The organism is Actinomadura decatromicini (assembly GCF_008121305.1).
Taxonomy (GTDB): Bacteria; Actinomycetota; Actinomycetes; order Streptosporangiales; family Streptosporangiaceae; genus Spirillospora; species Spirillospora syzygii.
In genome coordinates this window covers 84,476-110,510 of sequence record NZ_VSRQ01000012.1, presented here as the reverse complement: position 1 = coordinate 110,510, position 26,035 = coordinate 84,476, and the positions used below count along the sequence as shown (strand labels likewise).

The 26,035-nt window shown below is 70.2% G+C and carries 28 protein-coding genes and 1 pseudogene; 12 read left to right on the top strand and 17 right to left on the bottom strand.

Going from position 1 to position 26,035, the window contains the following annotated elements; genetic code table 11:
- Positions 1 to 22: 22 nt before the first annotated feature.
- From FXF68_RS39260 to FXF68_RS39235, 6 genes and pseudogenes are all read left to right on the top strand, one after another.
- On the top strand, positions 23 to 685 hold the full coding sequence (locus tag FXF68_RS39260) for a maltokinase N-terminal cap-like domain-containing protein (protein WP_148767899.1): 663 nt from the start codon (positions 23 to 25) through the stop codon (positions 683 to 685).
- A gap of 336 nt (positions 686 to 1,021) precedes the next feature.
- Entirely contained in the window at positions 1,022 to 2,671 is a 1,650-nt protein-coding gene (locus FXF68_RS39255) for a sensor histidine kinase (protein WP_246179194.1), read from the top strand.
- A gap of 31 nt (positions 2,672 to 2,702) precedes the next feature.
- Positions 2,703 to 3,137 (top strand): roadblock/LC7 domain-containing protein, encoded by a 435-nt coding sequence (locus FXF68_RS39250; protein WP_222870306.1) that lies wholly within the window; start codon positions 2,703 to 2,705, stop codon positions 3,135 to 3,137.
- Positions 3,134 to 3,496: a DUF742 domain-containing protein gene (locus FXF68_RS39245; RefSeq protein WP_067888749.1), complete on the top strand. Its 363-nt coding sequence runs from the start codon at positions 3,134 to 3,136 to the stop codon at positions 3,494 to 3,496. The genes FXF68_RS39250 and FXF68_RS39245 overlap by 4 nt, the downstream gene beginning before the upstream one ends.
- Positions 3,477 to 4,037 (top strand): annotated as a pseudogene (locus FXF68_RS39240) (GTP-binding protein); the annotation flags it as partial. The gene FXF68_RS39245 and the pseudogene FXF68_RS39240, both read left to right, overlap by 20 nt.
- 128 nt (positions 4,038 to 4,165) lie before the next feature.
- Positions 4,166 to 4,747 (top strand): GAF domain-containing protein, encoded by a 582-nt coding sequence (locus FXF68_RS39235; protein WP_246179193.1) that lies wholly within the window; start codon positions 4,166 to 4,168, stop codon positions 4,745 to 4,747.
- Here the strand turns inward: FXF68_RS39235 and FXF68_RS39230 are convergent.
- The 4 genes from FXF68_RS39230 to FXF68_RS39220 form a co-directional block, all read right to left on the bottom strand.
- The gene (locus tag FXF68_RS39230) at positions 4,744 to 6,255 is read right to left on the bottom strand and encodes an acyl-CoA dehydrogenase family protein (RefSeq protein WP_148767895.1); all 1,512 of its coding nucleotides are present in this window, start codon (positions 6,253 to 6,255) and stop codon (positions 4,744 to 4,746) included. The two genes, FXF68_RS39235 and FXF68_RS39230, sit on opposite strands and share 4 nt — an antisense overlap.
- 212 nt (positions 6,256 to 6,467) lie before the next feature.
- The gene (locus FXF68_RS42850) at positions 6,468 to 6,623 is read right to left on the bottom strand and encodes a hypothetical protein (protein ID WP_187438343.1); all 156 of its coding nucleotides are present in this window, start codon (positions 6,621 to 6,623) and stop codon (positions 6,468 to 6,470) included.
- 555 nt (positions 6,624 to 7,178) lie between these two features.
- Positions 7,179 to 7,691 (bottom strand): hypothetical protein, encoded by a 513-nt coding sequence (locus tag FXF68_RS39225; RefSeq protein WP_148767894.1) that lies wholly within the window; start codon positions 7,689 to 7,691, stop codon positions 7,179 to 7,181.
- Positions 7,692 to 7,795: 104 nt separating this feature from the next.
- Positions 7,796 to 8,149, bottom strand: coding sequence for a cupin domain-containing protein (locus FXF68_RS39220; protein ID WP_148354312.1), 354 nt, complete (start codon positions 8,147 to 8,149; stop codon positions 7,796 to 7,798).
- A 168-nt stretch (positions 8,150 to 8,317) separates the two neighbouring features.
- Here FXF68_RS39220 and FXF68_RS39215 point away from each other — a divergent pair, with 168 nt between their 5' ends.
- The 3 genes from FXF68_RS39215 (at position 8,318) to FXF68_RS39205 (ending at position 10,529) form a co-directional block, all read left to right on the top strand.
- Positions 8,318 to 8,965 carry an MOSC domain-containing protein gene (locus tag FXF68_RS39215; RefSeq protein WP_148767893.1) on the top strand — a complete coding sequence of 216 codons (648 nt, stop codon included), beginning with the start codon at positions 8,318 to 8,320 and terminating at the stop codon, positions 8,963 to 8,965.
- Positions 8,966 to 9,120: 155 nt separating this feature from the next.
- Positions 9,121 to 9,741 carry a hypothetical protein gene (locus FXF68_RS39210; protein ID WP_148767892.1) on the top strand — a complete coding sequence of 207 codons (621 nt, stop codon included), beginning with the start codon at positions 9,121 to 9,123 and terminating at the stop codon, positions 9,739 to 9,741.
- 185 nt (positions 9,742 to 9,926) lie between these two features.
- Positions 9,927 to 10,529 (top strand): hypothetical protein, encoded by a 603-nt coding sequence (locus FXF68_RS39205; RefSeq protein ID WP_187438342.1) that lies wholly within the window; start codon positions 9,927 to 9,929, stop codon positions 10,527 to 10,529.
- A gap of 95 nt (positions 10,530 to 10,624) precedes the next feature.
- Here the strand turns inward: FXF68_RS39205 and FXF68_RS39200 are convergent, their stop codons facing one another.
- Entirely contained in the window at positions 10,625 to 11,092 is a 468-nt protein-coding gene (locus FXF68_RS39200; protein ID WP_246179192.1) for a BP74-related protein, read from the bottom strand.
- A gap of 244 nt (positions 11,093 to 11,336) precedes the next feature.
- Here FXF68_RS39200 and FXF68_RS39195 point away from each other — a divergent pair, with 244 nt between their 5' ends.
- A complete protein-coding gene (locus FXF68_RS39195; protein WP_148767890.1) occupies positions 11,337 to 12,182 on the top strand; it encodes an SCO6745 family protein in 846 nt (281 codons plus the stop codon).
- A gap of 304 nt (positions 12,183 to 12,486) precedes the next feature.
- On the opposite strand, the gene FXF68_RS39190 is transcribed toward FXF68_RS39195, so the two are convergent.
- From FXF68_RS39190 to FXF68_RS39180, 3 genes are all read right to left on the bottom strand, one after another.
- The gene (locus FXF68_RS39190) at positions 12,487 to 12,951 is read right to left on the bottom strand and encodes a hypothetical protein (RefSeq protein ID WP_222870305.1); all 465 of its coding nucleotides are present in this window, start codon (positions 12,949 to 12,951) and stop codon (positions 12,487 to 12,489) included.
- A gap of 266 nt (positions 12,952 to 13,217) precedes the next feature.
- Entirely contained in the window at positions 13,218 to 13,430 is a 213-nt protein-coding gene (locus tag FXF68_RS39185) for a DUF397 domain-containing protein (protein ID WP_148767889.1), read from the bottom strand.
- A complete protein-coding gene (locus tag FXF68_RS39180) occupies positions 13,427 to 14,260 on the bottom strand; it encodes a helix-turn-helix domain-containing protein (RefSeq protein ID WP_187438341.1) in 834 nt (277 codons plus the stop codon). Before FXF68_RS39180 ends, FXF68_RS39185 begins: the two co-directional genes overlap by 4 nt.
- A gap of 121 nt (positions 14,261 to 14,381) precedes the next feature.
- On the opposite strand from FXF68_RS39180, the gene FXF68_RS39175 reads away from it, so the two are divergent.
- Complete coding sequence (locus tag FXF68_RS39175) at positions 14,382 to 14,612, top strand: hypothetical protein (protein WP_148767887.1); 231 nt, start codon at positions 14,382 to 14,384, stop codon at positions 14,610 to 14,612.
- 96 nt (positions 14,613 to 14,708) lie between these two features.
- Positions 14,709 to 14,993, top strand: a complete 285-nt coding sequence (locus FXF68_RS39170; protein WP_148767886.1) for a hypothetical protein — start codon at positions 14,709 to 14,711, stop codon at positions 14,991 to 14,993.
- Between the two features lie 46 nt (positions 14,994 to 15,039).
- Here FXF68_RS39170 and FXF68_RS39165 read toward each other — a convergent pair whose 3' ends face one another.
- The 9 genes from FXF68_RS39165 to FXF68_RS39125 form a co-directional block, all read right to left on the bottom strand.
- Positions 15,040 to 16,887 (bottom strand): Xaa-Pro dipeptidyl-peptidase, encoded by a 1,848-nt coding sequence (locus FXF68_RS39165; protein WP_148767885.1) that lies wholly within the window; start codon positions 16,885 to 16,887, stop codon positions 15,040 to 15,042.
- A 139-nt stretch (positions 16,888 to 17,026) separates the two neighbouring features.
- Positions 17,027 to 17,407: a hypothetical protein gene (locus FXF68_RS39160; protein WP_148767884.1), complete on the bottom strand. Its 381-nt coding sequence runs from the start codon at positions 17,405 to 17,407 to the stop codon at positions 17,027 to 17,029.
- A gap of 52 nt (positions 17,408 to 17,459) precedes the next feature.
- Positions 17,460 to 18,728: a thymidine phosphorylase gene (locus FXF68_RS39155; protein WP_148767883.1), complete on the bottom strand. Its 1,269-nt coding sequence runs from the start codon at positions 18,726 to 18,728 to the stop codon at positions 17,460 to 17,462.
- A gap of 3 nt (positions 18,729 to 18,731) precedes the next feature.
- Positions 18,732 to 19,139: a cytidine deaminase gene (locus FXF68_RS39150; RefSeq protein WP_148767882.1), complete on the bottom strand. Its 408-nt coding sequence runs from the start codon at positions 19,137 to 19,139 to the stop codon at positions 18,732 to 18,734.
- A gap of 5 nt (positions 19,140 to 19,144) precedes the next feature.
- Positions 19,145 to 20,500 carry an ABC transporter permease gene (locus FXF68_RS39145; RefSeq protein ID WP_148767881.1) on the bottom strand — a complete coding sequence of 452 codons (1,356 nt, stop codon included), beginning with the start codon at positions 20,498 to 20,500 and terminating at the stop codon, positions 19,145 to 19,147.
- On the bottom strand, positions 20,497 to 21,711 hold the full coding sequence (locus tag FXF68_RS39140) for an ABC transporter permease (protein WP_148767880.1): 1,215 nt from the start codon (positions 21,709 to 21,711) through the stop codon (positions 20,497 to 20,499). Before FXF68_RS39140 ends, FXF68_RS39145 begins: the two co-directional genes overlap by 4 nt.
- Positions 21,708 to 23,246, bottom strand: a complete 1,539-nt coding sequence (locus FXF68_RS39135; protein ID WP_148767879.1) for an ABC transporter ATP-binding protein — start codon at positions 23,244 to 23,246, stop codon at positions 21,708 to 21,710. The genes FXF68_RS39140 and FXF68_RS39135 overlap by 4 nt, the downstream gene beginning before the upstream one ends.
- A gap of 113 nt (positions 23,247 to 23,359) precedes the next feature.
- Positions 23,360 to 24,421: a BMP family lipoprotein gene (locus FXF68_RS39130; protein WP_148767878.1), complete on the bottom strand. Its 1,062-nt coding sequence runs from the start codon at positions 24,419 to 24,421 to the stop codon at positions 23,360 to 23,362.
- Positions 24,422 to 24,739: 318 nt separating this feature from the next.
- Positions 24,740 to 25,984 carry an amidohydrolase gene (locus FXF68_RS39125; RefSeq protein ID WP_187438349.1) on the bottom strand — a complete coding sequence of 415 codons (1,245 nt, stop codon included), beginning with the start codon at positions 25,982 to 25,984 and terminating at the stop codon, positions 24,740 to 24,742.
- Positions 25,985 to 26,035 lie beyond the last annotated feature (51 nt).

Sequence of the window (26,035 nt, the reverse complement as noted above, 5' to 3'; positions counted from 1 at the left end):
ACGCGGCCGATAGGTTCGGCCCATGGCCGTCATCCACGAGACCACGTTGTCCCCCGGCAAGTTGGAACTCCTCGCCGCATGGCTCCCCGCGCAGCAGTGGTACACGAAGAATGCGGGCGCGCCCGAGCTGAGCAGGGCCGGTGGCTTCCGCCTCGACGACCCGGACGGCGAGGTCGGGATGGAGTTCATGGTGGTCACGGACACGTCGGGCGGCCGTCCGGTGTCGTACCACGTCCCGCTGAGCTACCGCGGCGCGCCGCTGGACGGGGCCGCCGACGGGCTCGTCGGCACGACGGAGCACGGCGTGCTCGGACGCCGCTGGGTCTACGACGGAGCGCACGACCCCGTCCTCGCCGGTGAGCTGCTCGCCCTCCTCCAGGGCCGCGCCGAACCGCAGCACCAGACGAGGAGCGACACCCGGGAAACGTCCGTGACCAGCCATTACACGGGAGAGGCCGCCCTGACCTTGGTCAGCCTGGCGAAGGTCGCGAACACCCCGGACGGCACCGACATCCACGTGGAGACCGATCCGCACGGCCCGTTGACGATCAAGCTCACCCGCGCGCTGCCGCCGAGCGGCGCGACCCCGGCCGACGCCCTCGGACGGGTCGAGGCGGCGTGGAGCCCGCCGGGCGGCGACCAGGCGCGCGGGACGTTCGCCGTCCTCGCCCCGGCGGCCCGCTGACGCCGCCGAGAAGCTCCCACATTTAGGACAAGACCGTCATAATTTTCGGACAAATTGGGCGTAGATGGACAGCGGACGCGGGAGAGCGCCTGTTTATCCCCAATTTCGGCGATCTGTACTTACACGATCGAACCCTGTGTCAGCCTGGATACGGACTGTACCTGCCGCGTATGCATTCCTCAGCAAATGTGCCCGTCGTCGATCGCACCGAGGACGCCGATGCCTGACTTTTCCGAAACTGCTGCCGGTGCCGAGCGCCGGGACGTCCGGCGACACGGCGGGACCCCGTCCCGCGGAACGCACCGCGAGGGCGGCGGGGCACGCCGCGAGAGCAGCATGCGCGGCCTCCACCTGTGCATCTCCGTCCTCCCGGCGGCCGCGGTCGCGGCGCTCGGGCTCGTCGCGGTGGCCGTCCTCTACACCTCCGACACCGTCACCGTCAGCCGCACCACGCAGCTCGTCCTCATCGCCGCCGCGGCGGGCATCGTGATCGCCCTCGGCGCCGCCGCGTACTCGGCGGACGTCGCGACGCGCAGGGCGCACCGGCAGCACGCCCTGCTGTCCGTCCGCGAGCGCGAGGACGTGCAGCGGCGGCTCGGCGAGCTGTGGCTGCTGATCGCCCGCGGCAGGCACGGGCTGCGCGAGCTGACCGAGCGCGTCAAGTCCGGCGAGGCGATCGCGCCGCACATCGACGACACGCCCGCCGTCGACACCGGCGACCCCTTCCTGCGGCTCGCGCACGAGCTGCGCAAGGCGCAGGGCGAGGCGTGGAACGCCGTCCTCGACACGGCGGGCAACGTGTCCGGGGCGCACGCCGACCAGCGCGTCGACGTGTTCGTCAACCTCGCCCGCCGGATGCAGTCGCTCGCCCACCGCACCATCAAGGGCCTCGACGAGCTGGAGAACCAGGTGGAAGACCCCGACCTCCTCAAGGGACTGTTCAAGGTCGACCACCTCAGCACCCGCATGCGCCGCCAGGCCGAGAGCCTCGCGGTGATCGGCGGCGCCGCGTCCCGCCGCCAGTGGAGCAGGCCGGTCACCGTCTACGAGGTGCTGCGCTCCGCGATCGCCGAGGTCGAGCACTACAACCGCGTCAAGGTCGTCCCGCCGGTCGAGGGGACGCTGCACGGCGGCGCCGTCGCCGACATCGTCCACCTGCTCGCCGAGCTGATCGAGAACGCCACCCGGTTCGCGCCGCCGCAGACGCAGGTGCTCATCCGCGTCGGGCCGGTCGCCGCCGGCCTCGCCGTCGAGGTCGAGGACCGCGGCCTCGGCATCCCCCCGGAGGAGCGGCGGCGCCTGAACGAGCTGCTCGCCGACTCCGCCGACGTCGACTCCAGCGAGCTGCTGCAGGAGGGCCGCATCGGCCTCCTCGTCGTCTCCGCGCTGGCCCGGCGGCACGGCGTCCGCGTCCAGTTGCAGGGCAACCTCTACGGCGGGACGCAGGCCGTCGTCGTCGTGCCGAACGAGCTGGTCGGCGCCGAGGCGGACGAGTCCGAGCGGCGGGCGCCCGCCACGGCCGGGGCCGTCCCCGCCGCCGCGGGCGCGCCGCTGTCCGCGCCGCCGCCGACCGCGTCCCTCGCCGGTTCGCTGCTGGACGTCGACGACCAGGGCCGCGAGCGCAACGGCGCGGCGGCGCCGCCCGTCCCGCGCGCGTCCGCCCCCGGCGGGCGCGGCCCCCTCGCGACCGAGCCGCCGCGCCCCGAACGCCCCGCGCCGCCCGCGCGGCCCGAGCGGCTCGGCAGGCCGGACCGTCCCGCCGCCGGGGCGGGCGCGGCCCCGCAGGCGCCGACCGGCGCGCGCCCCGAGCTGCCGCGCCGCCAGGCGCAGGCGAGCCTCGCCCCAGAGCTGCACAACCCGCCCGCGCCACAGCAGGACGATCAGGAGATCGAGCACAACCCCGGGCTGATGGCCGCCTTCAAGCGAGGTGTCCGCGGAGCCCAGGAGAGTGACGGTGCCGACGACGACGCCGGCACGACGGGTTGACGGAACACCACAAGCCATGAAGGAGCGTCCATTGAGTGCTGTCTCCCCGAACCAGTCCCAGGATCTTGCTTGGCTGTTGCGGGGGCTAGGCGAGGAGGTTCCGGTCATCCGGGGCAGCGTGCTGCTGTCGTCGGACGGCATGCTGAAGGCATCGGACGGCTTCGACCGCGCCACCGCGGAGCAGTTCGCGGCGCTCGCGTCCGGGCTGTTCTCCATCGCGCGCAGCGCGGGCACGAAGTTCGACGGCAGCAACGACGTCCGCCAGGTGGTCGCGGAGCTGAGGGAGAGCCAGCTCTTCATCGCGTGGGCCGGGTTCAACTCGGTGCTGGCGGTGCTCGCGCGGTCGGACGCCGATCCCGCCGTCGTCGGCTTCGAGATGGCCCGGTTGATCAAGTCCGTCCGGCCCTTCCTGGACACCGCGGCCCGCCCGGCCGCCGCGACCGGCCGGGCCGACCGGACGTCATGACCACCGGCGACGAGCTCTGGCTCGACGACGACGCCGGACGGCTGGTGCGCCCGTACGCGGTGATCGCGGGGCGCACCCGGCCGGCCGTCCGGCTCGACCTGCTGTCCTTAGTCGTGGCGACCGGGCCGCGTCCCGCCGGCCTCGACCTCGAGCACGAGAAGGCGCTCGACCTCTGCCGCGCTCCCACCTCCGTCGCCGAGGTGTCGGCGTACCTGGGGCTTCCCGTGGCGGTCACGAAGGTGCTCCTCGCCGACCTGGTGAGCTGCCGGGCGATGACCAGCCAAGCGCCGCGGCCCGCGGCGGAACTCACCGACCGAGACCTATTGGAGAAGCTGCTCGATGGCCTACAACGAGCCTGAGGTGTTCCCCACTCAGGTCAAGATCCTGATCGCCGGCGGCTTCGGCGTGGGGAAGACGACGTTCGTCGGCGCGGCCAGCGAGATCGAGCCGCTCAGCACCGAGGAGCTCATCACGACGGCGAGCGTCGGCATCGACGACCTCGGCGGCGTCGAGCAGAAGTCCACGACCACCGTCGCGCTCGACTTCGGCCGGATCACGATCAGCCTGCACGGGATCGTCCTCTACCTGTTCGGGACGCCGGGCCAGGAGCGGTTCTGGTTCCTGTGGGACGAGCTGTCCGCGGGCGCGCTCGGCGCCGTGGTGCTGGCCGACACCCGCCGCCTTGAGGCGTGCTTCGAGGCCGTCGACTTCTTCGAGAGCCGGGGGCTGCGCTTCCTCGTCGCGGTCAACGAGTTCGACGGCGCGTTCCGCTACGAGCCCGACGAGGTCCGGGCCGCGCTCGAACTCGACCAGCGGGTGCCGATCGTGCTGTGCGACGCGCGCGACCGCCGGTCCGCGATCTCCGTGCTCCAGGCGCTGATCCGGCACCTGCTGAGCGCCGTCCCGTCCGAAGCCCCCGTCCCGTCCGAAGCCGCCGTCCCGTCCGAAGCCGCCGACCCCTCTGAATCCGCCGCCGCCGATCCCGCCGCCGCCGACACCGCCGTCCCCGCCGCACAGGGAGATGCCCCGTGATCCACGACCCGCTGTTCGAGCCGCCCGGCCACCTGCTCACCCCCGACGACCGCGAAGTCCCGCAGCGGGTGACGCGGCTGCGCGAGCTCGGCCTCGGGCAGGCGCCCGACCCCGAGTTCGACGCCTTCGCCCGCGAGCTGGCCGAGGCCGCGCGGCGGCTCGCCGACGCCGACCACGCCCCGTTCGCGATGGTCAACTTCGTCACCGACCGGCAGTTCCTCGCCGGGCTGTACGCCCCGCCCGCGCCCGGCGCCGACCCGGGCGGCGCCGTCCAGCTCGGCCGGGAGGTGCCGCTCGACCACGGCTACTGCCCGCACGTGGTGGTGCGGCGCAAGGCCCTCGTCCTGGACGACGTGTGCGACTACCCGAGGTTCGCCGGGAACCCGGTCGTCGACAAGCTCGGCATCCGCACCTACGTCGGCGCCCCGCTCATCGACCACACGGGCACCACGCTCGGGACGATCTGCATCGTCGACAGCGAGCCGCGCCCGTGGGGCCACCCCGGGCTGCACCTGATCAAGGAAAGGGCGGCGGATCTCGTCCAGATGATCCGCCGCCGCGAGGAACTGCTTCCCTAGCGCCGCGCCGCGTCCGCGGGCAGCGGGATGGAACGTGAGAACGGCGGGTCGTCCGGCGACGCGGGGACGCCGTCCTTCACGTCGAGCACGCCCGCGGCGAGCAGGCCGAACTCCGTCTCGACGCCGGCGATGTCCGCCTTGAGGAACTCCATCGCCGCGCGGGCCCGGTCGACGTCCGCCCCCGTCTCCGCGGCCCACCGCATGACCTGGCTGATCGCGAACGTGTAGGCGATCGCGCGACCGGCGAGGACGAGGTGCTCCTGCCTCAGCTCGCGGTCGAGGAAGCGCAGGTCGAGGCGGTGCGCGGCGACGGCGGGCGCGGTCAGCGCCCAGTTCGCCAGGTACTCGCTCAGCGGGCGTCCGGGCGTCCGGGCGAGGCAGTACTCGGCGAGCTGCTGGCTGAGCAGGTCGTTGGTGCCGTCGAAGATCGTGTAGACGCGGGCGTCGAGGAACGCCTGCGCGGAGATGTTCGTGGGCGACTCGCAGCGGTAGCCCTCGCCGCCGACGAGCTGCTGGTAGTGCTCCGCGGCGCTGAGCATCCGCTCGGTCGCGACGGTCTTGATCGCCTGGACGGCCGGGAACGCGCCGATCATGTCGGTCTTCATGTCCAGCGCGGTCTGGAGGTAGTGGTTGAGCGCCTGGCAGACGGCGTAGGACGTGTCGATCGCCGTCAGCCGGTACCGGGCGAAGCGGATCGCCGACAGCGGTCCCGGCCCGATCCGGCGGCGGTCGGCGTACGCGTGCGCCTCGCGGCTGATGCGGCGCAGGAACCCGCAGCCCATCGCCGCCATCATCGCCCGCGACGCCATGAGCATCTCGACCATGGGACGCAGGTTGCGGCCGTCCGCGCGGATCCGCCGGTGCTCGGGGACGACCGCGTCGATCTCGTTCAGCCCGTAGTCGATGACCTTGAGGCCGAGCGGCTCGTACGGCTGGACGGTGCGGAACCCCTCGCTGCGCTTGACGATGAAGTACCCGTACTCGCGTTCGCCGCCCTGATCGCTCTTCGCGCTGACCAGCCACCAGTGCGCGCTGCTGCTGAACGCCTGCCAGTGCTTGCGGCCGCGGATGCGGTAGCCGCCGTCGACCTCCTCGAACGTGGTGGTCATGCCCGACATGGCGGAGCCGCAGCCGGGTTCGGTCGAGGCGAATCCGGCGATCATGGGGTCGCTGCCCGCGTACTGGGGCAGCACCTCCCGTTTGGCCTCGGCGCCCGCCCAGAGGGCGATGGGCCGCAACGCCACACCCGTGATGACCGTGACGTACATGCCGAGCGGAAGGTTCCATTCGGACAGAGTCTCTACAACCCGGCACATTTCTTGATGGCTATCTCGGCCGCCGTACTCCCTCGGCAGCGTCGGGAGCAGCACACCGGCTCGCGTGAGGAGCGTCCAGTCGTCGGCGGGGAGGTTTTCCTGGGGGTAGGTCGCGGTATCGAACCTGGGGGCGATCGCTGCGATGCCGGCGAGGAACTCGCTGCTCGACATCGACTGAAGGACGTTCGTCATGGTGTCCGCTCTCACGGGTCGGCGGGTCGTGCGGGGGAAGTCGTCGGACTCCGGCGATCTATGAGCGTGTCCGTTTCGCTACAAAGAACCGACCATGCGAACCTCCTTCCCTTTTGAGACTCTCACGTCATCGTCAACCGGCTCATCACCACGTGCAAGACAGGTTTTGCTCACCGTAACCGGATTCGGCCAATCCCCCGGCGGTCCTTGTGCTAGGGACACGAACAGCAGAGGGTGTCGCCCGCGCACGCGAGCGCGCGGGCGGGCGCGCCGGGCGCGGCGGGCGTCCGGGCGGGCGCGCGGGCGGGCGCGAGGGGCGCGGGCCGCGCCGCGGACGCCTCTCCGGGCAGCTCAGCCGCATCGGCCACGTGAGACTCTCCTTCATCAGGACAAAGTTGATCGTAAACCGTTTGCGTTGTCCAGTTCCGCCATTCGCCGAAAGCCCGTCGCGGCGGCATTGGGAACGCCCTGACCTTCGGGTTCGTTGGGCCAAGGGAAGGCGAGAGCGAGGTCTCCCGCCAAAAGACGCGCAGTGCTCGCCGTGGATCGGTCCCAACGGGTCCGCGAGTCGCGCTATAGAGCCGATCCGAGATGATCAGCCTTAGTTCGACGCCGGAATCGGCGAAAGCGGACTTGAAGGCGGCGTAATCGGGTCCTGGAACAGGGCTCCGGAGGCCGCTCGCCCCGAGGGCCTGGCATGGGTGGACGGCGCGCTCCCGCACGTCCGCGAGGCCGCCTTCCAGCGAAACGTGATGCACCGGCTCGCTCCCCGACGGATTCGACACGATGGTCACGCTCGCGGACCTCCTTTGGCAGTGCCCGGCGGACCATTGCTTACGGTCGGCCCCGCGTTAGTCGTGGACCGTTTCGGCCGCCCCAAACGGGCCGACGTTTTCGCGGGCCGCGGGCGGGCGCATTCGACCTTACTTCTGAGGTCTAAAGTTCCAGGTGGACGGCAGTTCGGCGCTGCAGACCGCGCAGAAGAAGTGGCCGTCCTTGACCAGGTTGCGTTCCCGGCACTCGGGGCAGCGGCGGAAGATGATCGGGTCGGTGAAATGGCCCGGATGGGGCAGGCCCGCCCGGTCGAGCGCGTCGGCGACGGCGGGCCACGAGGCCGGGTCGGGGCAGTAGCCCGTCGACTGGTTGCTGATCTCGTCCACACGCGGGCGCCCGTCGTCCAGGACGAAGCTGATCTCCCCGGCGCTCAGCACCGGCCAGCCATCGGCGCAGGCGACATGCTCGCTGCGCCGGGGCGCGAGCCGCAGCACACCGTCCAGCCCGACGACGAACGTGAACGGCTCCGCCAACTCGTCGTCGCCCCGCGCCGCCACCCAAGCGGCGAAGTCGCCACCCGACGCGATCCGCGCTCCCTCGCTCCCGGGCCGCACCGCGGCGAGGATCTCCGCAGGCCCCACGTACTCGTATTCGACGGGCATTCGGGGGGCTCTTTTCCGGCGGAGTTTCGTCCGGGTCAGGCTAACGCTCGCCCGTCCCGTCCCGTCTGATCGGGGACGGGGCGGGCGGCGTGCGGGTCGGCTTGCTAGGCCTTCGCGTAGTCGCCGATGTTGCCCGCGAAGTCGAACATCACGCACGGTTCGTCGCCGACGACCCAGGCGTCGTGGCCCGGCGGGAGGACGAACACGTCCCCGGGGCCGACCTCGCCTTCCGAGCCGTCGCGCATGCGGACGCGCATCCGTCCCTCGACGACGTAGCCGTTGTGGTGGACTTCGCAGAGCTCGGTGCCGGCGATGTCCTTCACCGATTCCGTCCAGCGCCATCCGGGCTCGAACGTGGCGCGTCCGAAGACCAGACCCGACATGTTGAGGACTTCGAGGTGCCCCCGTGGGAAGTCGCGGCGCTCGTCCGGCTTCTCGATGCTCTTGATTTCCGTCATGATGGTCCCCCTTTCACCATCATTTCCACGCTCGCACCGGCCCTGACCTGCGTCAAGAAGTCGGGGACGCCGCTCGCCCGGACGCGGGTCAAGATTCGGCATTCGCGGTGCGGGAGCCCGCCGGATAATCGGTCGCGGCGGGGCGGGAGGGCTCCGTATCGTCGCCCTGTGAAGCTCCTTTCGGTCAACGTGGGCAGGCCGCGCGCCAACCACTGGCAGGCGCCCGCCCTGACGGGCATCGACAAGCGTCCGGTCGACGGCCCGGTCATGGTCACCGCGCCGGTCTCGGAGGACACGGGCGAGGTGGGCCTCGCCGGAGACCGCGTGTACGACACGCGCAACCACGGCGGCCCCGACCAGGCCGTCTACGCCTACGCGCGGGAGGATCTCGACGTGTGGGCGGGCGAGCTGGGCCGTCCGCTGCCGAACGGCGTGTTCGGCGAGAACCTCACCACGTCCGGGGTCGACGTGAACGGCGCCCTGATCGGCGAGCGGTGGCGGCTCGGTTCGCGGGTCGTCCTTGAGGTGAGCCTGCCGCGCATTCCCTGCGCCACCTTCCAGGGCTGGCTGGAGGAGAAGGGCTGGATCAAGAGGTTCACGGCGGAGGCGCGTCCCGGCGCGTACCTGCGGGTGATCGAGCCGGGCGAGATCCGCGCAGCCGACCCGGTCGAGATCGTCCACCGCCCGGACCACGACGTGACGGTGGCCGTCGCGTTCCGCGCCCTCACCAATGAGCCCGAACTGCTCCCGCGCCTGCTGGCCGCCGACGCCCTCCCCGAATACGCGAAAGACGTCGTGCGCCGCCGCACCAACTAAAAGCAACTACTGGCGGAGCTGATCTTTATAATCATCTCGTTAGGGCCTCGGCGATTGACCGTTGGGGCCCTAGGACCCTGGTTGCACTGAAGCGCGAATTCGTAGCCTTCGGAGTGCTCAATAGCGAATACAGCACATTCCGAAAGGTGTGGCGAATGAGGAAGAACTTGGCGACGATCGCGGTGCTCGGCGTCACGGGCGCCGCCGCGGTGGCCGGAGGAACGGTCGTACTCGCGCAGGGCGGCGACCAGCCGACCCCACGGAACGCGTCGGTCGTGGCGGCGGGGACGTCGACGCAGAAGAAGGCCCGTGCGGGCCAGCCCTGCTCGTTGGGCAAATTCTCCAAGTACAAGAAATTCGTCCGCACGGAGAAGGCGTGGCCGAACCAGCCGGGTTGGCGGGCCTCTGGCTGGGGCCCCCACTCGACGCTGCAACTCAGCAAGCAGGTACAGGTCGCCAATACTGTCAGCGGGACGTTCGGCGTCTCGGTCGAGGGGATCAGCGCCACGGTCGGGTTCAACGTGACGAAGACCTTCTCGACCACCATCGCCTACACCGCGGAACTGAAGAAGAAGGCGCATTACACCCTTCGCGCGGGCACCGTCCACAAGGTGTACGTGTTCAACGTCTACGAGAAGCGCGGTACCACTCGATTCTTCACCCCGACCGCCGTCCGCTGCGTCTGGGACCAGAAGCCGCCCCACTACGTCGGCACCGGCACCGCCAAGAAGTTCTGGACGCTCGACTACAGGCTGACCAAGGGCCGCAAAGCCTGAAAACGGAACACCGCCCCTGGAGGCGTTCACTCCCGGGGCGGTTTTCCTTCTGCGGGATCGCCGGACCTTGGGGTCCCCGGTGATGGACGTTGGGCCCTAGGACCCTAGAGGCGGGGGAACTCGAATTCATATCGTTCCAATTGCTCGATCAAGGAACCAGCGAATTCGAAGGGCACAGAGGGATGATGAAGAAATTCGCCGCGATCGCGGCGGTCGGCGCCACCGCCACGGTCGTCGGAGGGACGATCCTCGCCGCCCAGGGCGACGACCAGCCGAGCGCGCAGAACGCGTCGACCGTGGCGGGAACGTCCACGCAGGCAAAGGCCAGGGGCGAGGGCTCGCCCTGCACGATCAAGAAGTGGTCCCAATACAAGAAGTTCATCAATACCACGCAAGAGTGGCCGAACAACTCCGAGTATCGGGTCTCCGGCTATGGCCCCAACCAGCAGCTCAACATCACCGTGACCGCGCAGCGTGCCACCAGCATCCAGGGGTCGTTCGGCATCTCGCCGTCGATCATCGTGGCCACGATCGGCGGTGACGTCACAGTGACCCACTCGGTCACCAAGTCCTTTAGCGCGAACTTGCCGAAGAAGGCCCACTACTCCCTTCGCGTGGGTCGCTTCTACAAGAACTACATCTTCAACGCCTACGAAAGGCGCGGCACGATCCACTGGCCCAACCACAAGGTCTACACGTGCAAATGGGACGGCGTCCCGCGCCACTTCCTCGGCACCGGAAAGGTCAAGTGGTTCTGGACGCTCGACTCCAAGCTGGTCAAGGTCTGAGACCGAACCTGACCGCCGCCCCCGCAACGGACCGCCGCCCCCAGAGCGGTTCGCTCCGGGGGCGGCCCTTTTCACCGGCGTGATGCGACGCTAGGTCACGGCGCGGGGATTTCTCGGATCAGGCGGGACGTCCAGGGGCACCAGACCAGTCCGGGCAGGAATGCGCCGCCCGCCTCGTCGAGGTGCTCTTCGACATAGGGAATGGTGGCGTCGCACACCTCGATGGCGACGTCGAAGAAGTCCACCGTGTCAGGGTTGTAGTGGAAACTCCAGCGCGGGTTGTAGTCGGCCTGGCGCTTGAGGATCCTGCCGATGACGTGCGGCCGGTCGGTGGTCTCGCCGTTGACCAGGTCGCGGGCGTGCTGGATCTTGGCGGGGTCGGTGAGCTTGAGGACGGCCTCCTCCCGGGTGATGTCGGTGAAGACGAAGTACGCCGCCTCGTCGGCGCGGGCGGGCGGCGCGACGCCCACGGTCAGCGGCATGACCAGGGCGACGACCGCGGCCACGGCGAGCGCCCGCAGGCGCCGCTTCGCCGTCCGCAACGGGGCAGAGAACTGGAACAAGGTTCCTCCATGGGAGTCGACGGACCGGCTTGATCCGGCCCGCCCGACGCATACCCACCGTGCATGATCAACTACTCTTCGCGTCCAGATCCGGAATCCTCGCCCCTAGAGCCACGCATCGTGGATACATTGCAACGTTAAGTAATCACCGGGTCGCCCGCCGCGATGGACGAGAAGCCGGGATTGCTCCGGGTTGTCCGGGCGCTTAGCGTTCGTGGGGATGCCTACCGGGAGGGGAATCAGGGTGGACGCGTCCGTCGCACGGGATTTCTGGATGGTCCTCGAACCGATTCACGCCGTCACGTACTTCTCACCGGAATGCCTGGACGGCTCAAAGGAGATCGGCCTCAAGGGATTCTGGATGGGCTATTTCGGCAGCCGTGGCGCGCCGCTCGGCCCCGTCCCCGCCGGTGTGATCGAAGCGTCCTTCTTCGGTTTCCACCCGTCCCGCGTCCGGCGCGCGATACCTGACGCATGGAGTTTCGCGTCCCCGGACGACATCCTCCGAACGCGCAGCGCCACCGCAGCGAAGGCGCTGCGCCGAGTGGCCCCGGGGATTGAAGCCGTCGCCCCGGAAGCCATACCGCCCCTTCGCACCGTGGCGGACACAGCCGACGCGGCCGGACGTGTCCTGTTCGCGGCCAACCGCGACCTAGCCCTCCCCGAGGACCCGGTCGAGGCCCTCTGGCAATTGGCGACCACCCTGCGTGAACACCGAGGCGACGGCCACATAGCGGCCCTGACCTCCGCGGGCTTGAACGGCTTGGAAGCCAACGTCCTGGCGTCCGCAATGGACCTGGTCCCCACGGACCGGATCCGAGACAGCCGAGGCTGGTCGGCCGAAGAATGGGCGAACGGAATCGCCGCCCTGAAAACCCGCGGCCTCCTGGACGAGAACGGCATCACCCAAAAGGGCCGCACCCTGCGCACCGAAATAGAGAACCGAACAAACGCCCTGGCCGCCCCGCCCTACCTGACCTTGGACGCCCCCGAAACCGTCCTCGAACTCCTCAAACCGTTCGCCCGCGCCCTAGCCGAAACAGGAGAAATCCCCTTCCCCAACCCCATCGGCGTCCCCCGCCCCACATAACTCCTGAATCACACCAGGAACACCCGATCGCCGCCCTGATGCGGTGGCCTAATATGGGGTTCGGTTCGTGGTTCCTGGCCGGTCCATCCTGCGCCGCTTTACTGGTTCACCTATCCCCTACCACCGTGCAAGCTCCGTCTACACAGCTCGAGCTGTTCGGTCAGGTCAAGGAGGTGGCGCGAATGACCGCAAGAAAGTTCGCTGAGTGGTTCGCACGTGTCCCGCACAACCGCCGAGACACTAACCGGCGCCGCAGGGTGGACGCCCCCAGGAACCACGAACCACCAAAAGCCGACAGCGAACGTCAAGCTTCGCCTCGGACGCCTTCGGCTTCTAGCCATTCCCTGACGCTCGTCGCGTTCTCCCAGCGACGGCCGGCCTCCATGACCTCCTCGCGCGAAGCCAATACCGGCAGCGGAGCGAAGTCGTCGGGCAGGACGTCCAGCAGACTCTTCAGGCGCTCCCCCGCACGCAGGCTGATCAGCAGCTCGCACCGCAAATGGCGAGGGACGTCGGGACGGTGCGACAGGTCGTGCCATAGGGCGGGCCACAGGTAATGGACACCGTCGGGCGCCGCCGTAGCCCGCACCCATTCCGGGTCCAGCCGCTGGCTGAGCCCAAGCCCCCAGGCCCGCGCCTCCAGCCCGACCAACGAGGCCGTATCAAGAACCCTCAGCCCCCGAGGCACCGGCGCGCCGCCGCCATGCTCACGGCGATCCACGGCGTCACTCACGGGGACGGCCGCCCTGATGGACGCGCCCTCGATCACACAAGCCAGTCACCCGAAAGAACCTGCTCGCGGGTATACACCTCGTAGGCGGGCGGGATCCGACCAGCGTCCAGATACTGCTTGATGCGGCTCGCCTCCTGATCGGCGCGCCTGACGTCACGCTCACACAAGTCCGGGTTGTTTGGAGGACGAGCTCCGCCACGCACCACAGCTGCATGCATCTCGGCAAGGCGCTTCCGCGCCTCCCTGATGGGATACGACTCCATACATACACCCGTCATCAACACTGAACCCGACGCCACTACCTACACGTTCAGGTCGAACTCGCTCGCGTTCACACGGCGCGTGAACGCACGCCACGACGCGAGGTCGAATGCCAATCTGGGCCCGTCCGGGTCCTTGGAATCACGCACCGCGACCGCAGATGTGAGGCTCGCGACCTCTACGCAGTCACCGCCCTGGCCGCTGCTGTGGCTGCTCTTACGCCACTGGAGGTCCAGTAGATCCGGGATGCTCACGTGTAGTCCTCCAGAATCTTCCTGATCATCCTGAGAGACTCCTCGTTGCGGAGGGACTCTCCCATTACCAAGTCGAAGCGTACTCTGTATTCGGCAATCGTGGTTCCGTCCTCTATCACCTGGCTTATTTCAGGACCCTCGTGGTAGGCGAGGTCCTCACCGCCGGGCAGGCTCAACACCTTGAATGCACCGTCGAGCGCCGCATAAGTCACCGACGAGAACGGAAGTACTCGGACCTCCACTCGGGGATTTGTAGCGGCCGTATCGACTAGGCGCGACAACTGTTCTGCCATCACGGGCGGGCCGCCGACGCTGCGGCGTAAGACGGCCTCGTCGAGGACGAACCACATGCGGGGCGCGTTGTCTCGGGTGAGGAGTTCCTGTCGCTCCATGCGGGCGGAGACACGCTCGTCAAGTGCGTCGAGAGGCAGCCCGGAACTCAGGACCGCGCGAGCGTAGGCAGGCGTCTGGAGGATTCCCGGGATCACCTGGGCTTCGTAGGAGCGCATGGCGACGGCCTGTGCCTCGAAGTCGGTGTATCGCTCGAAGCCGGGTGGAGCGGCGAGGTGTTTGCCCTCTCGCTTGATCTCGCGCCACATCTGCCAGAACATCCGCTTCGGCGTCTTGAAGTACACGTCGAGGTCGTCCGCCGTGGCCTCTGACGGCGGCTTCTGGGCGGTTTCCAGCTTTTCGATCCACCCGGGCCTACAGCCGAGGGCGTCCGAGAGCTGGCGGCGTGAGAGGCCCGCGTCCTCGCGGAAGCCGCGGAGGACCGCGCCGAAGGTTCGGAGAAGCGGATCGCGCGTGTAATTGCCCTCGTCACTCGTCATGGGGGGTCTTCCTGCCGCCTCGGGGTGCGTTCTGGGGTGCGTTGGTCCCATAGCTGAGCGTAGTCGAGCGTGTGAGGGTGGTCACACGGATTCGAGCAGGTGAGCGACCAGAGGTTTTGGGATGGATGCGCAGGCGCGGCGGGACGAGCGGGAACTGGGGCGGCTTCGGGCCGACTTCGGTGGGTGGCGGATCTGGCGGGCCGTCAGGCGGGACGGCGGGCTCGGTGAATGGGTCGCCAGCCTCCACGACCCCACGGTCGGGGTCGAGCCGACGCTGATGCTTCCCAGCGCGCCCCTGCTCCGGAAGGCGCTGATCCGGCAGGCCGAGAAGGCGCGGGTCAGGAACGGGTGAACGCGGCGGCGCCATGCCGCCTATCGAACGCGGCGCGGCCGGTGGCCCTCCCCCCGGTTCACCGGCCGCGTCGTCCCACACGGAGAGGTGAGCTCAATGGAGTGGCAGAACGTGCTGCCGGTGCGGAGTGACCGGCAGGCGCACCTGGGCGAGTTGCGCGCGGCCATCGAGGCGCACCCAGGGCTCGCGTGCGGCGTCGTGGAACGGCGCGGGGTCTCTTGGATCAGTGTCGTCCGGGTGGGCGCGCCGCAGCGGCTCGTGGAGGTCGGGTGCGACTTCCTCCGGGCCGAGTGGTGGTTCACCTGGGCGGACGGGCGGACGATCGGGTCCGTGCGGAACGTGGACGGTGTCGTCGCCGTGCTCGTCCGGGAGTTGGCGTAAGGCGAACGGCCCCGCCGCGTGGACGCGCGGCGGGGCCGACTTCCTGCTAGTGGAGGGGCAGGGTCAGGGTGCTGTTGTGGAGGTCCACCTTGACCTTGGTGCCCGCCGGGTAGCGCAGCGTGTACGCGTGGTCGGTGGCGAGGACCATCAGGCCGATGCGGTGTCCGGGCTTGAACACGTAGTCGTACGGCTGCATCGTCCAGGAGAAGGTGTAGTCCTTGCCCGCCTTCACCGGAATGCTGTGCCAGATGGACGTGCGGTTGCGGACGTCCAGCCAGCCACGGGTCACAATCTTGAACGGTGTGACCGCCGTCGTGTACTTGCGGACGGCGCGGCATCCCTCGTTACCGGGGATCGAGTCGCCGTAGCACCACCTGTCGGACGTGGACACGAACCCCGAGACGCGCTCGTCCGTGCCGTAGTCGACGAGCACGGCCGACAGGTACGGCGAGCGGCCGTCGACGGAGGCGCGGAGCTTGATGCGGGCGGTGCCGCTCAGCTTCGTCGCCTTGGTCAGCGCGGGCGTGAGGTAGATCAGCCGGTTCGGGTCGGCCTCGTCCGGCTTGGCGGCGAGGTCCTCGGCCTTGCGGGACGGGTCGTCCACGAGCTGCTGCGTGCCCTTCCCGGGCGCGCCGAGGCCCTTGGCGTTCAGGCCGAGCGAGACGGGACGGGCGGACGGGTCAGGCCATTCCTTGTGCGTCTCCCAATTGCCGGGAGTGCGCTCGAGGTCGACGCGCGGCTGCCGCATGACGTCGTTGCGGACGTTGTACAGCTCGTGCGCGAACCAGAGGTTCAGGGTTTCGAGCCAGGCGCTCTGGCGAATGTCCAGCGGGTCGTCGTGGGCGCCCTGGTGAATCCACAGTTTCCGATTGACTCCGGCCTTCTTGAGGCCGTCCCAGAGCTGGGACATCTGGATCGGCTTGACGTTCCAGTCGGCGAGGCCGCTCGTCAGGAACACGCTGGCGCGGAACTTCGGCGCGCTCTTGGCGAAGTTCCGCGCGTCCCAGGTGCGGTTGTAGTCGCCGGTGACCCGGTCCATCTTCTTTTCGAGGTCGTGCATGACGGGCGCGCAGACGGCCGGGTCCTTGCGGCTGAGAACGGCCTTGGCGTGCAGGTCCAGGTCCTCGCCCTCCCATCCGTCGGGAGCGACCACTCCGCCGTTGGCGCGGTATTCGTCATACCAGTTGGAGACGCCGGAGACGGACACGACGGTCTTGAGAGCGGGGACGCGGGTCGCGGCGGCGGCGAGCGGAAGCGTCCCGTCATAGGACTTGCCCGCCATTGCAACGTTCCCGGTCGACCAGCCCGCGCTGACCTTCTGGCCGTTCTCGTCGTAGGCCGTGCCCTTACCGGCGAGCCATTCGATGACGGACTTCATCCCCTGCGCCTCGTTCGGGCCGACGGCGGTGGGGCAGCCGTCGGAGTCGCCCGTGCCGAGCGTGTCGGCGGCGACGAAGGCGTAACCGCGGGAGACGAAGTAATTGTCGTAGTACGGGAACGAGTAGCTCACCGGGCCGGGCGGGCCGGGCGGCGGCGTCCATTTCGCGAGGCGCGGATAGTCGGTGACGTCGGCCGGGTGGTAGGGCGGGTCCTGGAGGCCCCCGTAGTACGGGCTGCCCTCGATGATGGAGGCGACCTTCAGTCCGCCGTTCGTCTCCTTGGGACGAGTGACGTAAATGGACACGCGGTCGCGCTTCCCGTCCCCGTCGCTGTCCACCTTGGTCTCGACGAACACCTTTTCGCGGACGGCGTCCTTGAAAGAGAAGACGGGTTGCGTCTTGCCGTCCTTGACGACGATGTGAGGACGCGCCGTATCGGCATTGGCGGGCAGTGCGCCCGCCACGAGGCCGGTCAGGCCCGCCAGTGCCGCGACGGGCAGGAGTTTGTGTCTCAACGTCCGCTCCCCTGATCACTGAAAGAAACCTGATCAGCCTTCCGGCGGCGAACGCGGGCGGTCAACGGTAATTGTTAACAAACCTGCCGGTTGCGGCGGTGGCGTTTCGTAGGCGGGTCCGCGCGCTCCGATGAAGCCGTCAGGACCGGCGCTTTCGCCGGGCCCGGCGCTCCTCTTCCACGGCGTCGAAGAACCAGTCGGGAAGCGTGCCCTCGGCGCGGAGGAGCTTCAGTTCCGCCGGGCTCAGCCGGTCGGTGACGACGTCGACGGGGACGGCGAACGTCGCGAGCCGTCCGCTGACCGCTTCGTTCGAGATCTTCCGGGCGTCCCCGACCGTGTCGCCCCGCGTCCGGCTCCTGCTGAGGGCGTTGGCCGTGGCGCCCGCGCTGAGAATGCGCAGCGGAACCGTCCACCAGGGCGTGGCCCGGCGCGACAGTTCGGGCCGCGCCGCCTCCCACGCGAGCCGGGAGTCCTGGAGGGCGCGGTTCGGCACCCAGTCCTTCGGACGCGCGAGAGCCATGGTCGTCCTTCTTTCTGCCCTATTCCGTTATGCGATTCCGCGTCCCCGCCCGTCAGGAGACGCGGTCGATGATCAGAGGATGAAGGGACGAGGGGCCGTCGATCTCGAAAGCGCCGTCCAGGGCTTCTAGGGCGCGGGGGATGCGGGACGCGTCGTCCGCGTGCAGGGTGAGGAGCGGCGCGCCCGCGGTGACCGTGTCGCCGGGCTTGGCGTGGCAGATGATCCCCGCCGCCGCGGACACCGGGTCCTCCTTGCGGGCGCGGCCCGCGCCGAGCCGCCACGCGGCGACGCCGACGCCGTACGCGTCCAGGCCGGTCAGGACGCCGGACGACGGCGCCGTGACCGTGTGCGTCTCGCGCGCGGACGGCAGCGGCGCGGCCGGATCGCCGCCCTGCGCGGTGATCATGCGGCGCCAGACGTCCATGGCGGAGCCGTCCTTGAGCGCGTCCGCCGGGTCCTTCGCGGTGAGCCCGGCGGCGGCGAGCATCTCGCGGGCCAGCGTCAGCGTCAGCTCGACGACGTCGGACGGCCCGCCGCCCGCGAGCACCTCCACCGACTCCGCGACCTCGACGGCGTTGCCGACCGCCGCGCCGAGCGGCCGGTCCATCGCGGTGAGCAGCGCGGTCGTGCGGACGCCGTGGTCGGCGCCGATCGCGACCATCGTCTCGGCCAGCTCACGCGCGTTCTCGACCGTCTTCATGAACGCGCCGGATCCGACCTTGACGTCCAGGACGAGCGCGCCCGTCCCCTCCGCGATCTTCTTCGACATGATCGAGGACGCGATCAGCGGGATCGACTCCACCGTCCCGGTCACGTCGCGCAGCGCGTAGAGCTTGCGGTCGGCGGGGGCGAGGCCGCCGCCCGCCGCGCAGACCACCGCGCCCGCCGCGCGCAGGACGTCCAGCATCTCCGCGTTCGACAGCGACGCCCGCCAGCCGGGGATCGACTCCAGCTTGTCGAGCGTCCCGCCGGTGTGGCCGAGGCCCCGCCCGGACAGCTGCGGGACGGCCGCCCCGCACGCCGCCACCACCGGCGCCAGCGGCAGCGTGATCTTGTCGCCGACGCCGCCGGTGGAGTGCTTGTCGGTGGTCGGACGGTCGAGCGACGACCAGTCCATCCGCTCGCCGGAGCGGATCATCGCGTCCGTCCAGCGGGCGACCTCCGCGCGGGACATGCCGTTCAGCAGGATCGCCATCGCCAGCGCGGCCATCTGCTCCTCGGCGATCGCGCCGCGCGTGTAGGCGTCGACCGCCCAGTCGATCTGCTCGGGGCTGAGCGCCCCGCCGTCGCGCTTGGCGCGGATGACGTCGATCGCGTCCACCGATCACGCCCTCTCGATCAGGTCGTCGGGGCCGAACGCGTCCGGCAGGACGTCCGACATGGGCAGGATCCCCTTGGTCGTCTCCAGCAGCATCGACGCGCCGCCGTGCTCCCAGAGGAGCTGGCGGCAGCGCCCGCACGGCATCAGCGTCGTCCCGTGCCCGTCGACGACCACGACCGCGAGCAGGCGCGGGTTCTCCTCCGGGCGTCCGGGGCCGTGCAGGGCGGACACGAGCCCGCACTCCGCGCACAGGGCCACCCCGTACGCGGCGTTCTCGACGTTGCAGCCGGTGACGATGCGTCCGTCGGCCGCCAGCCCGGCGGCGCCGACCGGGAACCCGGAGTACGGGCAGTAGGCGCGCTTCATCGCGTCCCGCGCGGCGTCGCGCAGGGCGGACCAGTCGATCTCCATAAGCGTTATCGTGCCTCACCGCGCCTGTAACGGAGCCCGTTCGCGGCGGGCATTCGGAGCCGCTGGCTCGCCAGTGCCAGGACGAGAAGGGTCGTCAGGTGCGGCGTGAACGACACCAGTTCACCCGGGACGATCTCGCTCATCATGAACCAGACCAGCAGCGCGGCGGCCGCGACGAGCGACAGCGCGGCGCCGGCGTAGGCGCCCCGCAGCTCCCGGCGGCCGAGGTCGGTGACCACCTCCGGCCGCAGCCGGGTCGCCCGGAACCCCTGCCAGATCGCGACGCCGATCAGCAGCACCGCCACGAACAGCAGCAGCGCGTGGACGGACTGCCCGCCGCCGCGCACGTTCATCGCGTCGGTGTAGCCGAACAGCAGCGACCCGGCCGCGAGCCCGCCCGGCCGCCAGTTCCCGAAGATCATGGCGGCGAGGCCGATGAAGCCGCGGCCGTTGGTCTGGCCGTCCTGGTAGAGCGGGGCGGCGACGGTGACGAGGAACGCGCCCGCGAGGCCGGAGAACCCGCCCGAGATGATGACGGCCGCGTACTTCATCCGGTACACGTGCACGCCGAGCGACTCGGCGGCGTACGGGTCCTCGCCGCAGGACCGGATGCGCAGCCCGAACGGCGTCTTCCACAGGACGGCGAAGCTCAGCGGGATGAGCAGCAGCGCCACCAGCGTCAGCAGCGACATGTCGCTGGTCAGCCCGCGCACGATGCCCGCGAGGTCGGACACCAGGAACCAGTGGTGCCGCTCCAGCGAGCCGAGCCAGTCCGGGCTGTCCCAGCCGCCGATCTTCCCGCCGGACAGCACCGGCAGCGTCAGCGTGTTGATCGGATCGACCGGCGGGGACTGCCGGGGCCCGCCGCCGAGCGCCTTCGCCTCGCCCTTGTCGAAGATCAGCCCGGCGAGGAACTGCGTCAGCCCGAGCCCGAGGATGTTGATCGCGACGCCGGACACGATGTGGTCGACGCCGAACGACACGGTCGCGATCGCGTGCAGGAGCCCGCCGAGCGCGCCGCCGATGATCCCCGCGAGGACGCCGATCCACGGGCCCCACTGGTAGCCCGCCCAGGCGCCCGTCCAGGTGCCGAGGATCATCATGCCTTCGAGGCCGATGTTGATCACGCCGGAGCGCTCGGACCAGAGCCCGCCGAGCCCGGCCAGGAAGATCGGGACGGCGAGCCGGAGGGACGCGCTGACCGTCCCGCTGGAGGTCACCGGGTCCGCGTCGTCGATCACCCGGACCAGCGACAGCAGCACCAGCAGCCCGGACGCGATCAGCAGGTAGTGCGGCCACCGCAACCGCCGCCCCTTGGCGGCGGCCTTCGCCAGCGAGACCGTCTCAGCAGCCGCACTCATGATGTCTCCCCGGCGCGAGCGAGGTCATGGCCGGTGGCGAGCTCGGCGGCGACCGTCCGTTGCTGGAGGCGGATCTCCCAGCGTCTGACCAGCTCGTACACGATGACGACGGTCAGCACGACCACGCCCTGCATCACCCCGACGATCTCCTTCGGCACGTCGACCTCCTGCAGCACGTCGGAGGTCTGGTCGAGGAACGCGAACAGCAGCGCGGCGAGCGCGATGCCCGCCGGATGGTTGCGGCCGAGCAGCGCGACCGTGATCCCGGTGAAGCCGAGCCCGGCCGGGAAGTTCAGCGAGTACTCGTAGGACGCGCCGAGCAGCTCCGGCATCCCGATCAGCCCGGCCACCACGCCGGACGCGATCATCGTGTAGACGATCATCCGCCGGGCGTTGACGCCGCTCGCCTGCGCGGCGGACTGCGACAGCCCCGACACCTTCAGGTCGAACCCGAACCGGGTGTAGTTGATCACGACCCAGAACACGATCCCGACGACGATCGCGAGCGGCAGCAGCCCGTACACGTCGCCCGGCAGGTCGATCCCGATCGAGGAGAGGAAGCCGTTCAGCGAGCCGACCCGCCCGTCCGCCGGGATCTTCGGGGTCGCGACGTTGTTGCTGCCCGGCCGCAGCTCGGCGAGCCGCTGGTCGTTCAGCAGGTACGCGATCAGCCCGGTCGCGATCGCGTTCAGCATGATCGTGGACAGCACCTCGCTGACCCCGCGCGTCACCTTCAGCACGCCCGCGATCGCCGCCCACAGCCCGCCGACCACCATCGCCGCGGCGATCACCAGCAGCTGGCCGAGCGGCGCGGGGAGGGTGAGCGCGCCGCCGAGCGCGGCGGCGAGGAACGCGGCGAGCCGGTACTGGCCGTCCACGCCGATGTTCAGCAGCGCCATCCGGAACCCGATCGCCACCGCGACCGCGGACAGGTAGTAGCGGGTCGCGCGGTTGACAATGTCGACGATCGAGTTGCTGGTGGTGCCGTAGTCGATCATGCTCTGGATGGAGCTGACCGGGTCGGCGCCGGTGACCCGCAGCAGGATCATCGTGATGCCGAGCGAGATCAGCAGCGCCAGCACCGGCGCGCCGATCCGCAGCCCGAGTCCGCGCGGGCCGAGACCCCGCAGGATCGCCTTCCACGCGGGCACCGGCTCCGGCACGTCCGGCGCCTTCTTCTCGGCGAGGTCCGGGTCCTTCGGGTCGCTCATGTGGCGGCCTCCGCGCCGGTCATGGCGGAGCCGAGGTCCTCGGGGGTGACGGTGCGGGGGTCGACCTCGGCGACCAGCCGTCCCCGCAGGATCACGTGCAGGGTGTCGGACATACCGATGAGTTCCTCAAGGTCGGCGCTGATCAGCAGCACGGCCAGCCCCGCCGCGCGGGCCCGCCGCAGGTGGTCCCAGATCGCGGCCTGGGCGCCGACGTCGATGCCGCGCGTCGGATGCGCGGCGATCAGCAGGTGCGGGTCGCCGGACATCTCCCGGCCCACGATCAGCTTCTGCTGGTTGCCGCCGGACAGCGCGGCGGCGGGCACCTCGATGCCCGGCGTCCGGACGTCGTAGTCGCGGACGATCCGGGTCGTGTCGCGGCGGGCGCCGCGCCGGTCCGTCCACGGGCCGCGCACGTTCGGCCGCTGCGTCTGGTGGCCGAGCATGCGGTTCTCCCACAGCGTCGCCTCCAGGACGAGCCCGTGCCGGTGCCGGTCCTCCGGGATGTAGGCGATGCCCGCCTCGCGGCGCCGCCGCGTCGACCAGTGGGTGACGTCCTCCCCGCCGTAGCGGATCGTTCCCGAGTCGGCATGCCGGACGCCCATGATCGTCTCGATCAGCTCGGTCTGCCCGTTGCCCTCGACGCCCGCCAGCCCGACGATCTCGCCGCGCCGGATGCGCAGGGACACGTCGTCCACGACGGGGCGCCCCTCCGGGGTGAGGACGGTCAGCCCGGCGACGTCGAGCTGGACCTCCTCGGTCACGGTCGATTCGCGGAGCTCCGGGGTGGGCAGCTCCGATCCGACCATCAGCTCGGCCAGCCGCCGGGACGTGACCTCCCCCGGGTCGAGCCGGGTCGCGACCGTGGTCCCGCGCCGGATCACCGAGATGGTGTCGGCGACGGTCAGCACCTCGTCCAGCTTGTGCGAGATGAACAGCACGGTCAGGCCCTCGGCCCGCAGCTCCCGCAGGTTGCCGAACAGCTCGTCGACCTCCTGCGGGACGAGTACGGCCGTCGGCTCGTCCAGGATCAGGACGCGCGCGCCCCGGTACAGCACCTTGAGGATCTCCACGCGCTGCCGCTCGCCGACGCCGAGCGTCTCGACCAGCACGTCCGGGTCGACGTGCAGCCCGTAGGCGCGCGACATCTCGGTGATCTTCGCGCGGGCGGCGGCGAAGTCGATCCGGCCGCGCCGCCACCCGGCGCCGCGCGGCTCGGCGCCGAGCACCACGTTCTCCAGGACGGTCAGGTTGTCCGCCAGCTTGAAGTGCTGGTGGACCATGCCGATGCCGCGGGCGATCGCGTCCGCCGGGGTGCGGAAGGAGACCTGCTCGCCGTCGACCTCGATCGTCCCCTCGTCCGGCTTCTGCATGCCGTAGAGGATCTTCATCAGGGTCGACTTGCCCGCGCCGTTCTCACCGCACAGCGCGTGCACCTCGCCGCGCTCGATCGCGAGGTTGATGTCGCGGTTCGCCACCACACCGGGGAACCGCTTGGTGATCGATGTCAGCCGCACGGCCGGCACCTGCTCGGGCACGAGGGCCCCTCCTCCCGCCTCGGATCCTGGACGCGCCGCCGCCCGCCCGCCGCGCCGTGCCGGGCGCCATCGGCGGATGGCGCCCGGCCGCGCCGCCCGGGCGGACGGGAAGGTCAGGCCTTCGTCGGAACCGTGATCTTGCCGCTGACGACGTCGGCCTTCAGCTCGTCGAGCCTGGCCTTGATGTCGTCGACGTTGCCGCCGGTCGTGGAGAAACCGACCCCGTCGTTCTTCAGGTCGTACTGCTTGGTGCCGGCCTGGAAGGTGCCCTTCGCGACGCCCTCCACGAAGTCGTACACGGCGAGGTCGACGTGCTTGAGCATCGAGGTGAGGATGTGCTGCTTCGCGCCGGCGACCGCGGGCTGGTTGTACTGGTCGGAGTCGACGCCGATGGCCCACTTCCCGGCCGCGCCCACCGTGTTGATCACACCGATGCCGGCGCCGCCCGCGGCGTGGTAGATGACGTCCGCGTTCGCGTCGAGCTGGCCCTTCGCGGCCTCGTTGCCGAGCCCGGTGTCCTTGAAGCCGTTGAAGTTCGGCGGCTGCGTCAGGTACTTCGGCGGCAGGACCTTGATGCCGGGCTTCGCCTTCTTCGCCCCGGCCTGGTACCCGGCGTAGAACTTCTGGATCAGCGGGACGTTGACGCCGCCGATGAAGCCGATCGTCCCGGTCTTCGACTTCAGCGCCGCCGCCGCGCCGACCAGGTACGAGCCCTGCTCCTCGGCGAAGCACGCGCCGCTCACGTTCGCGCCCTCGACCTTGCACTGGTCGGCGTCCACGACGAGGAACTTGGTGTTCGGGAAGTCCTTGGCGACCTTGATGATCGACGCGGTGTAGGCGAAGCCGACGCCGATGACCGGGTTGTAGCCCTTGTTCGCCAGCAGCCGCAGGCGGGACTCCTTGTCGGCGTCCGGCTCGTCCGGCTTGGCGGAGATCTCCTCGGTCTGGACGCTCAGGTCCTTCTTGGCCTTGTCGAGGCCCGCGGCGGCGGAGTCGTTGAACGACTGGTCGCCGCGCCCGCCGATGTCGAAGGCCAGCCCGATCTTGAGGGTCTTCTTGCCGCCCTTGTCGGCGTCGCCGCCGCTGTCCGCCTTCTTGCCGCCGCACGCGGAAGCGGTGAGCGTCAGCGCCGCACCCGTGAGAGTGACGAGCGAAATCTTCAGTCCACGGCGCAAGGTAGCGCTCCTTCCGTTCCCCACCCACGGTCCGGCGACCGGTCCGGCCACCGAAATCGATCGGACGCTACCTCGCGAATGCGGGCAAACTTCCCGCGTGCACCGTTTCGCAACAGGTCCGTTACCAAGGCGTACGCATATCGCCACAGGTCAGCGCCCCAGGTCAGGGCATGGACGGCCGCTCCCGGCCAGCGAGGAGTCGCGGGGACGGAGATTACCCGGAGTGAGCGTGTCCGCAGGGTGAGTGTTCGCTGCGCCGGAACGCCACCCTGCCCGTCACCCCGGGTTCGTTACACCAGGTCGTGATGACGCCCGCGGCTAGGCAAGGGCGGCGCCTTCGATGGGTTCGGCGTCGCCGGGACGGCCGCCCTCCCACAGCGCGGTCAGCGCGGTCGCGCTCAGCACCCGCACGCCGACCGCGAGGCAGCGCTCGTCGACGTCGAAGTCGCCGCGGTGCAGGTCGTACTCGCCGGGCGAGCCGGGGGTGCGGACGCCGAGCCGGGCGAGCGCGCCGGGGATCGACTCCAGGTACCAGCCGAAGTCCTCACCGCCGAGGCTCTGCGGGGTCGGGACGACGCCCTCCTCGTCGATGACCTGCGCGGCCGCGTCGCGGAACATCTGCACGCTGGCCGCCTCGTTCACGGTCGGCGGGACGCCCCGGACGTACTCCAGCGACGCCTCCACGTCGTAGGCGGCGGCGACCGACTGGAGCAGCGCCTTCATCATCTCGGGCGCGCGGTGCCAGGCGTCGTCGTCGAGGCAGCGGACCGTTCCTTCGGCGATGCCGTCGTCGGGGATCGCGTTCGCGACCGACCCGGCGGACACCCGTCCCCACACGAGCGACAGGCTGGAGCGCGGGTCGACCCGCCGGGACAGCGCGGACGGCAGCTCCGTGACGATCTTGGCGAGCGCGTACACGAGGTCGGCGGTCAGGTGCGGCCGGGCGGTGTGCCCGCCGGGCCCGGTGACCTTGACGTACACCTTGTCGCAGGCCGCGGTGATCGGGCCGGTGCGCAGGCCGAGCTGGCCGACCTCGATGCGCGGGTCGCAGTGCAGCGCGAACGCGCGGTCGACGCCGACGATGCCGCCCGCCGCCATCACGTCGAGCGCGCCGCCCGGGGTCTCCTCGGCGGGCTGGAACAGCAGCCGGACGCGGCCGGGCAGCAGCCCTGCCTCGGCCTGCTGCGCGAGGAACAGGCCCGCGCCCAGCACCATCGCGGTGTGGACGTCGTGGCCGCACGCGTGCGCGACGCCGGGGACCGTCGAGCGGTAGGGGGCCTTCTCCTTCTCGTCCTGGAGGGGGAGGGCGTCGATGTCGGCGCGGAGCGCGACCGTGGTGCCGTCGGCCGGGCCGATGTCGCAGAACAGGCCGGTGCCCTTGGGGAGGATCACCGGCTGGAGGCCCGCCGCGCGCAGCCGCTCGGCGAGCTTGCGGGTGGTGCGGTGCTCGGCGTAGCCGAGCTCGGGGTGCATGTGCAGGTCGCGGCGGAACGCGATCAGCTCGTCCTCGTGCGCGGCGAGGAACGCGTCGAGCTGCGGCTGGAGCACCGCGCCGCCGAGCACCGCCGAGCCCGCGGACGCCGCGCCCGGGACGGCCGGGCTCGGCACGACGCC

Coding starts and splice junctions, on each gene's coding strand:
- FXF68_RS39180 (WP_187438341.1), bottom strand. CDS start 14,260: ATGACGAGTGACGAGGGCAATTACACGCGCGATCCGCTTCTCCGAACC.
- FXF68_RS39260 (WP_148767899.1), top strand. CDS start 23: ATGGCCGTCATCCACGAGACCACGTTGTCCCCCGGCAAGTTGGAACTC.
- FXF68_RS39245 (WP_067888749.1), top strand. CDS start 3,134: ATGACCACCGGCGACGAGCTCTGGCTCGACGACGACGCCGGACGGCTG.
- FXF68_RS39140 (WP_148767880.1), bottom strand. CDS start 21,711: ATGAGCGACCCGAAGGACCCGGACCTCGCCGAGAAGAAGGCGCCGGAC.
- FXF68_RS39225 (WP_148767894.1), bottom strand. CDS start 7,691: ATGCCCGTCGAATACGAGTACGTGGGGCCTGCGGAGATCCTCGCCGCG.
- FXF68_RS39150 (WP_148767882.1), bottom strand. CDS start 19,139: ATGGAGATCGACTGGTCCGCCCTGCGCGACGCCGCGCGGGACGCGATG.
- FXF68_RS39255 (WP_246179194.1), top strand. CDS start 1,022: ATGCGCGGCCTCCACCTGTGCATCTCCGTCCTCCCGGCGGCCGCGGTC.
- FXF68_RS39160 (WP_148767884.1), bottom strand. CDS start 17,407: ATGGCTCTCGCGCGTCCGAAGGACTGGGTGCCGAACCGCGCCCTCCAG.
- FXF68_RS39230 (WP_148767895.1), bottom strand. CDS start 6,255: ATGACGAACGTCCTTCAGTCGATGTCGAGCAGCGAGTTCCTCGCCGGC.
- FXF68_RS39175 (WP_148767887.1), top strand. CDS start 14,382: ATGGATGCGCAGGCGCGGCGGGACGAGCGGGAACTGGGGCGGCTTCGG.
- FXF68_RS39170 (WP_148767886.1), top strand. CDS start 14,709: ATGGAGTGGCAGAACGTGCTGCCGGTGCGGAGTGACCGGCAGGCGCAC.
- FXF68_RS39220 (WP_148354312.1), bottom strand. CDS start 8,149: ATGACGGAAATCAAGAGCATCGAGAAGCCGGACGAGCGCCGCGACTTC.
- FXF68_RS39210 (WP_148767892.1), top strand. CDS start 9,121: ATGAGGAAGAACTTGGCGACGATCGCGGTGCTCGGCGTCACGGGCGCC.
- FXF68_RS39145 (WP_148767881.1), bottom strand. CDS start 20,500: ATGAGTGCGGCTGCTGAGACGGTCTCGCTGGCGAAGGCCGCCGCCAAG.
- FXF68_RS39205 (WP_187438342.1), top strand. CDS start 9,927: ATGAAGAAATTCGCCGCGATCGCGGCGGTCGGCGCCACCGCCACGGTC.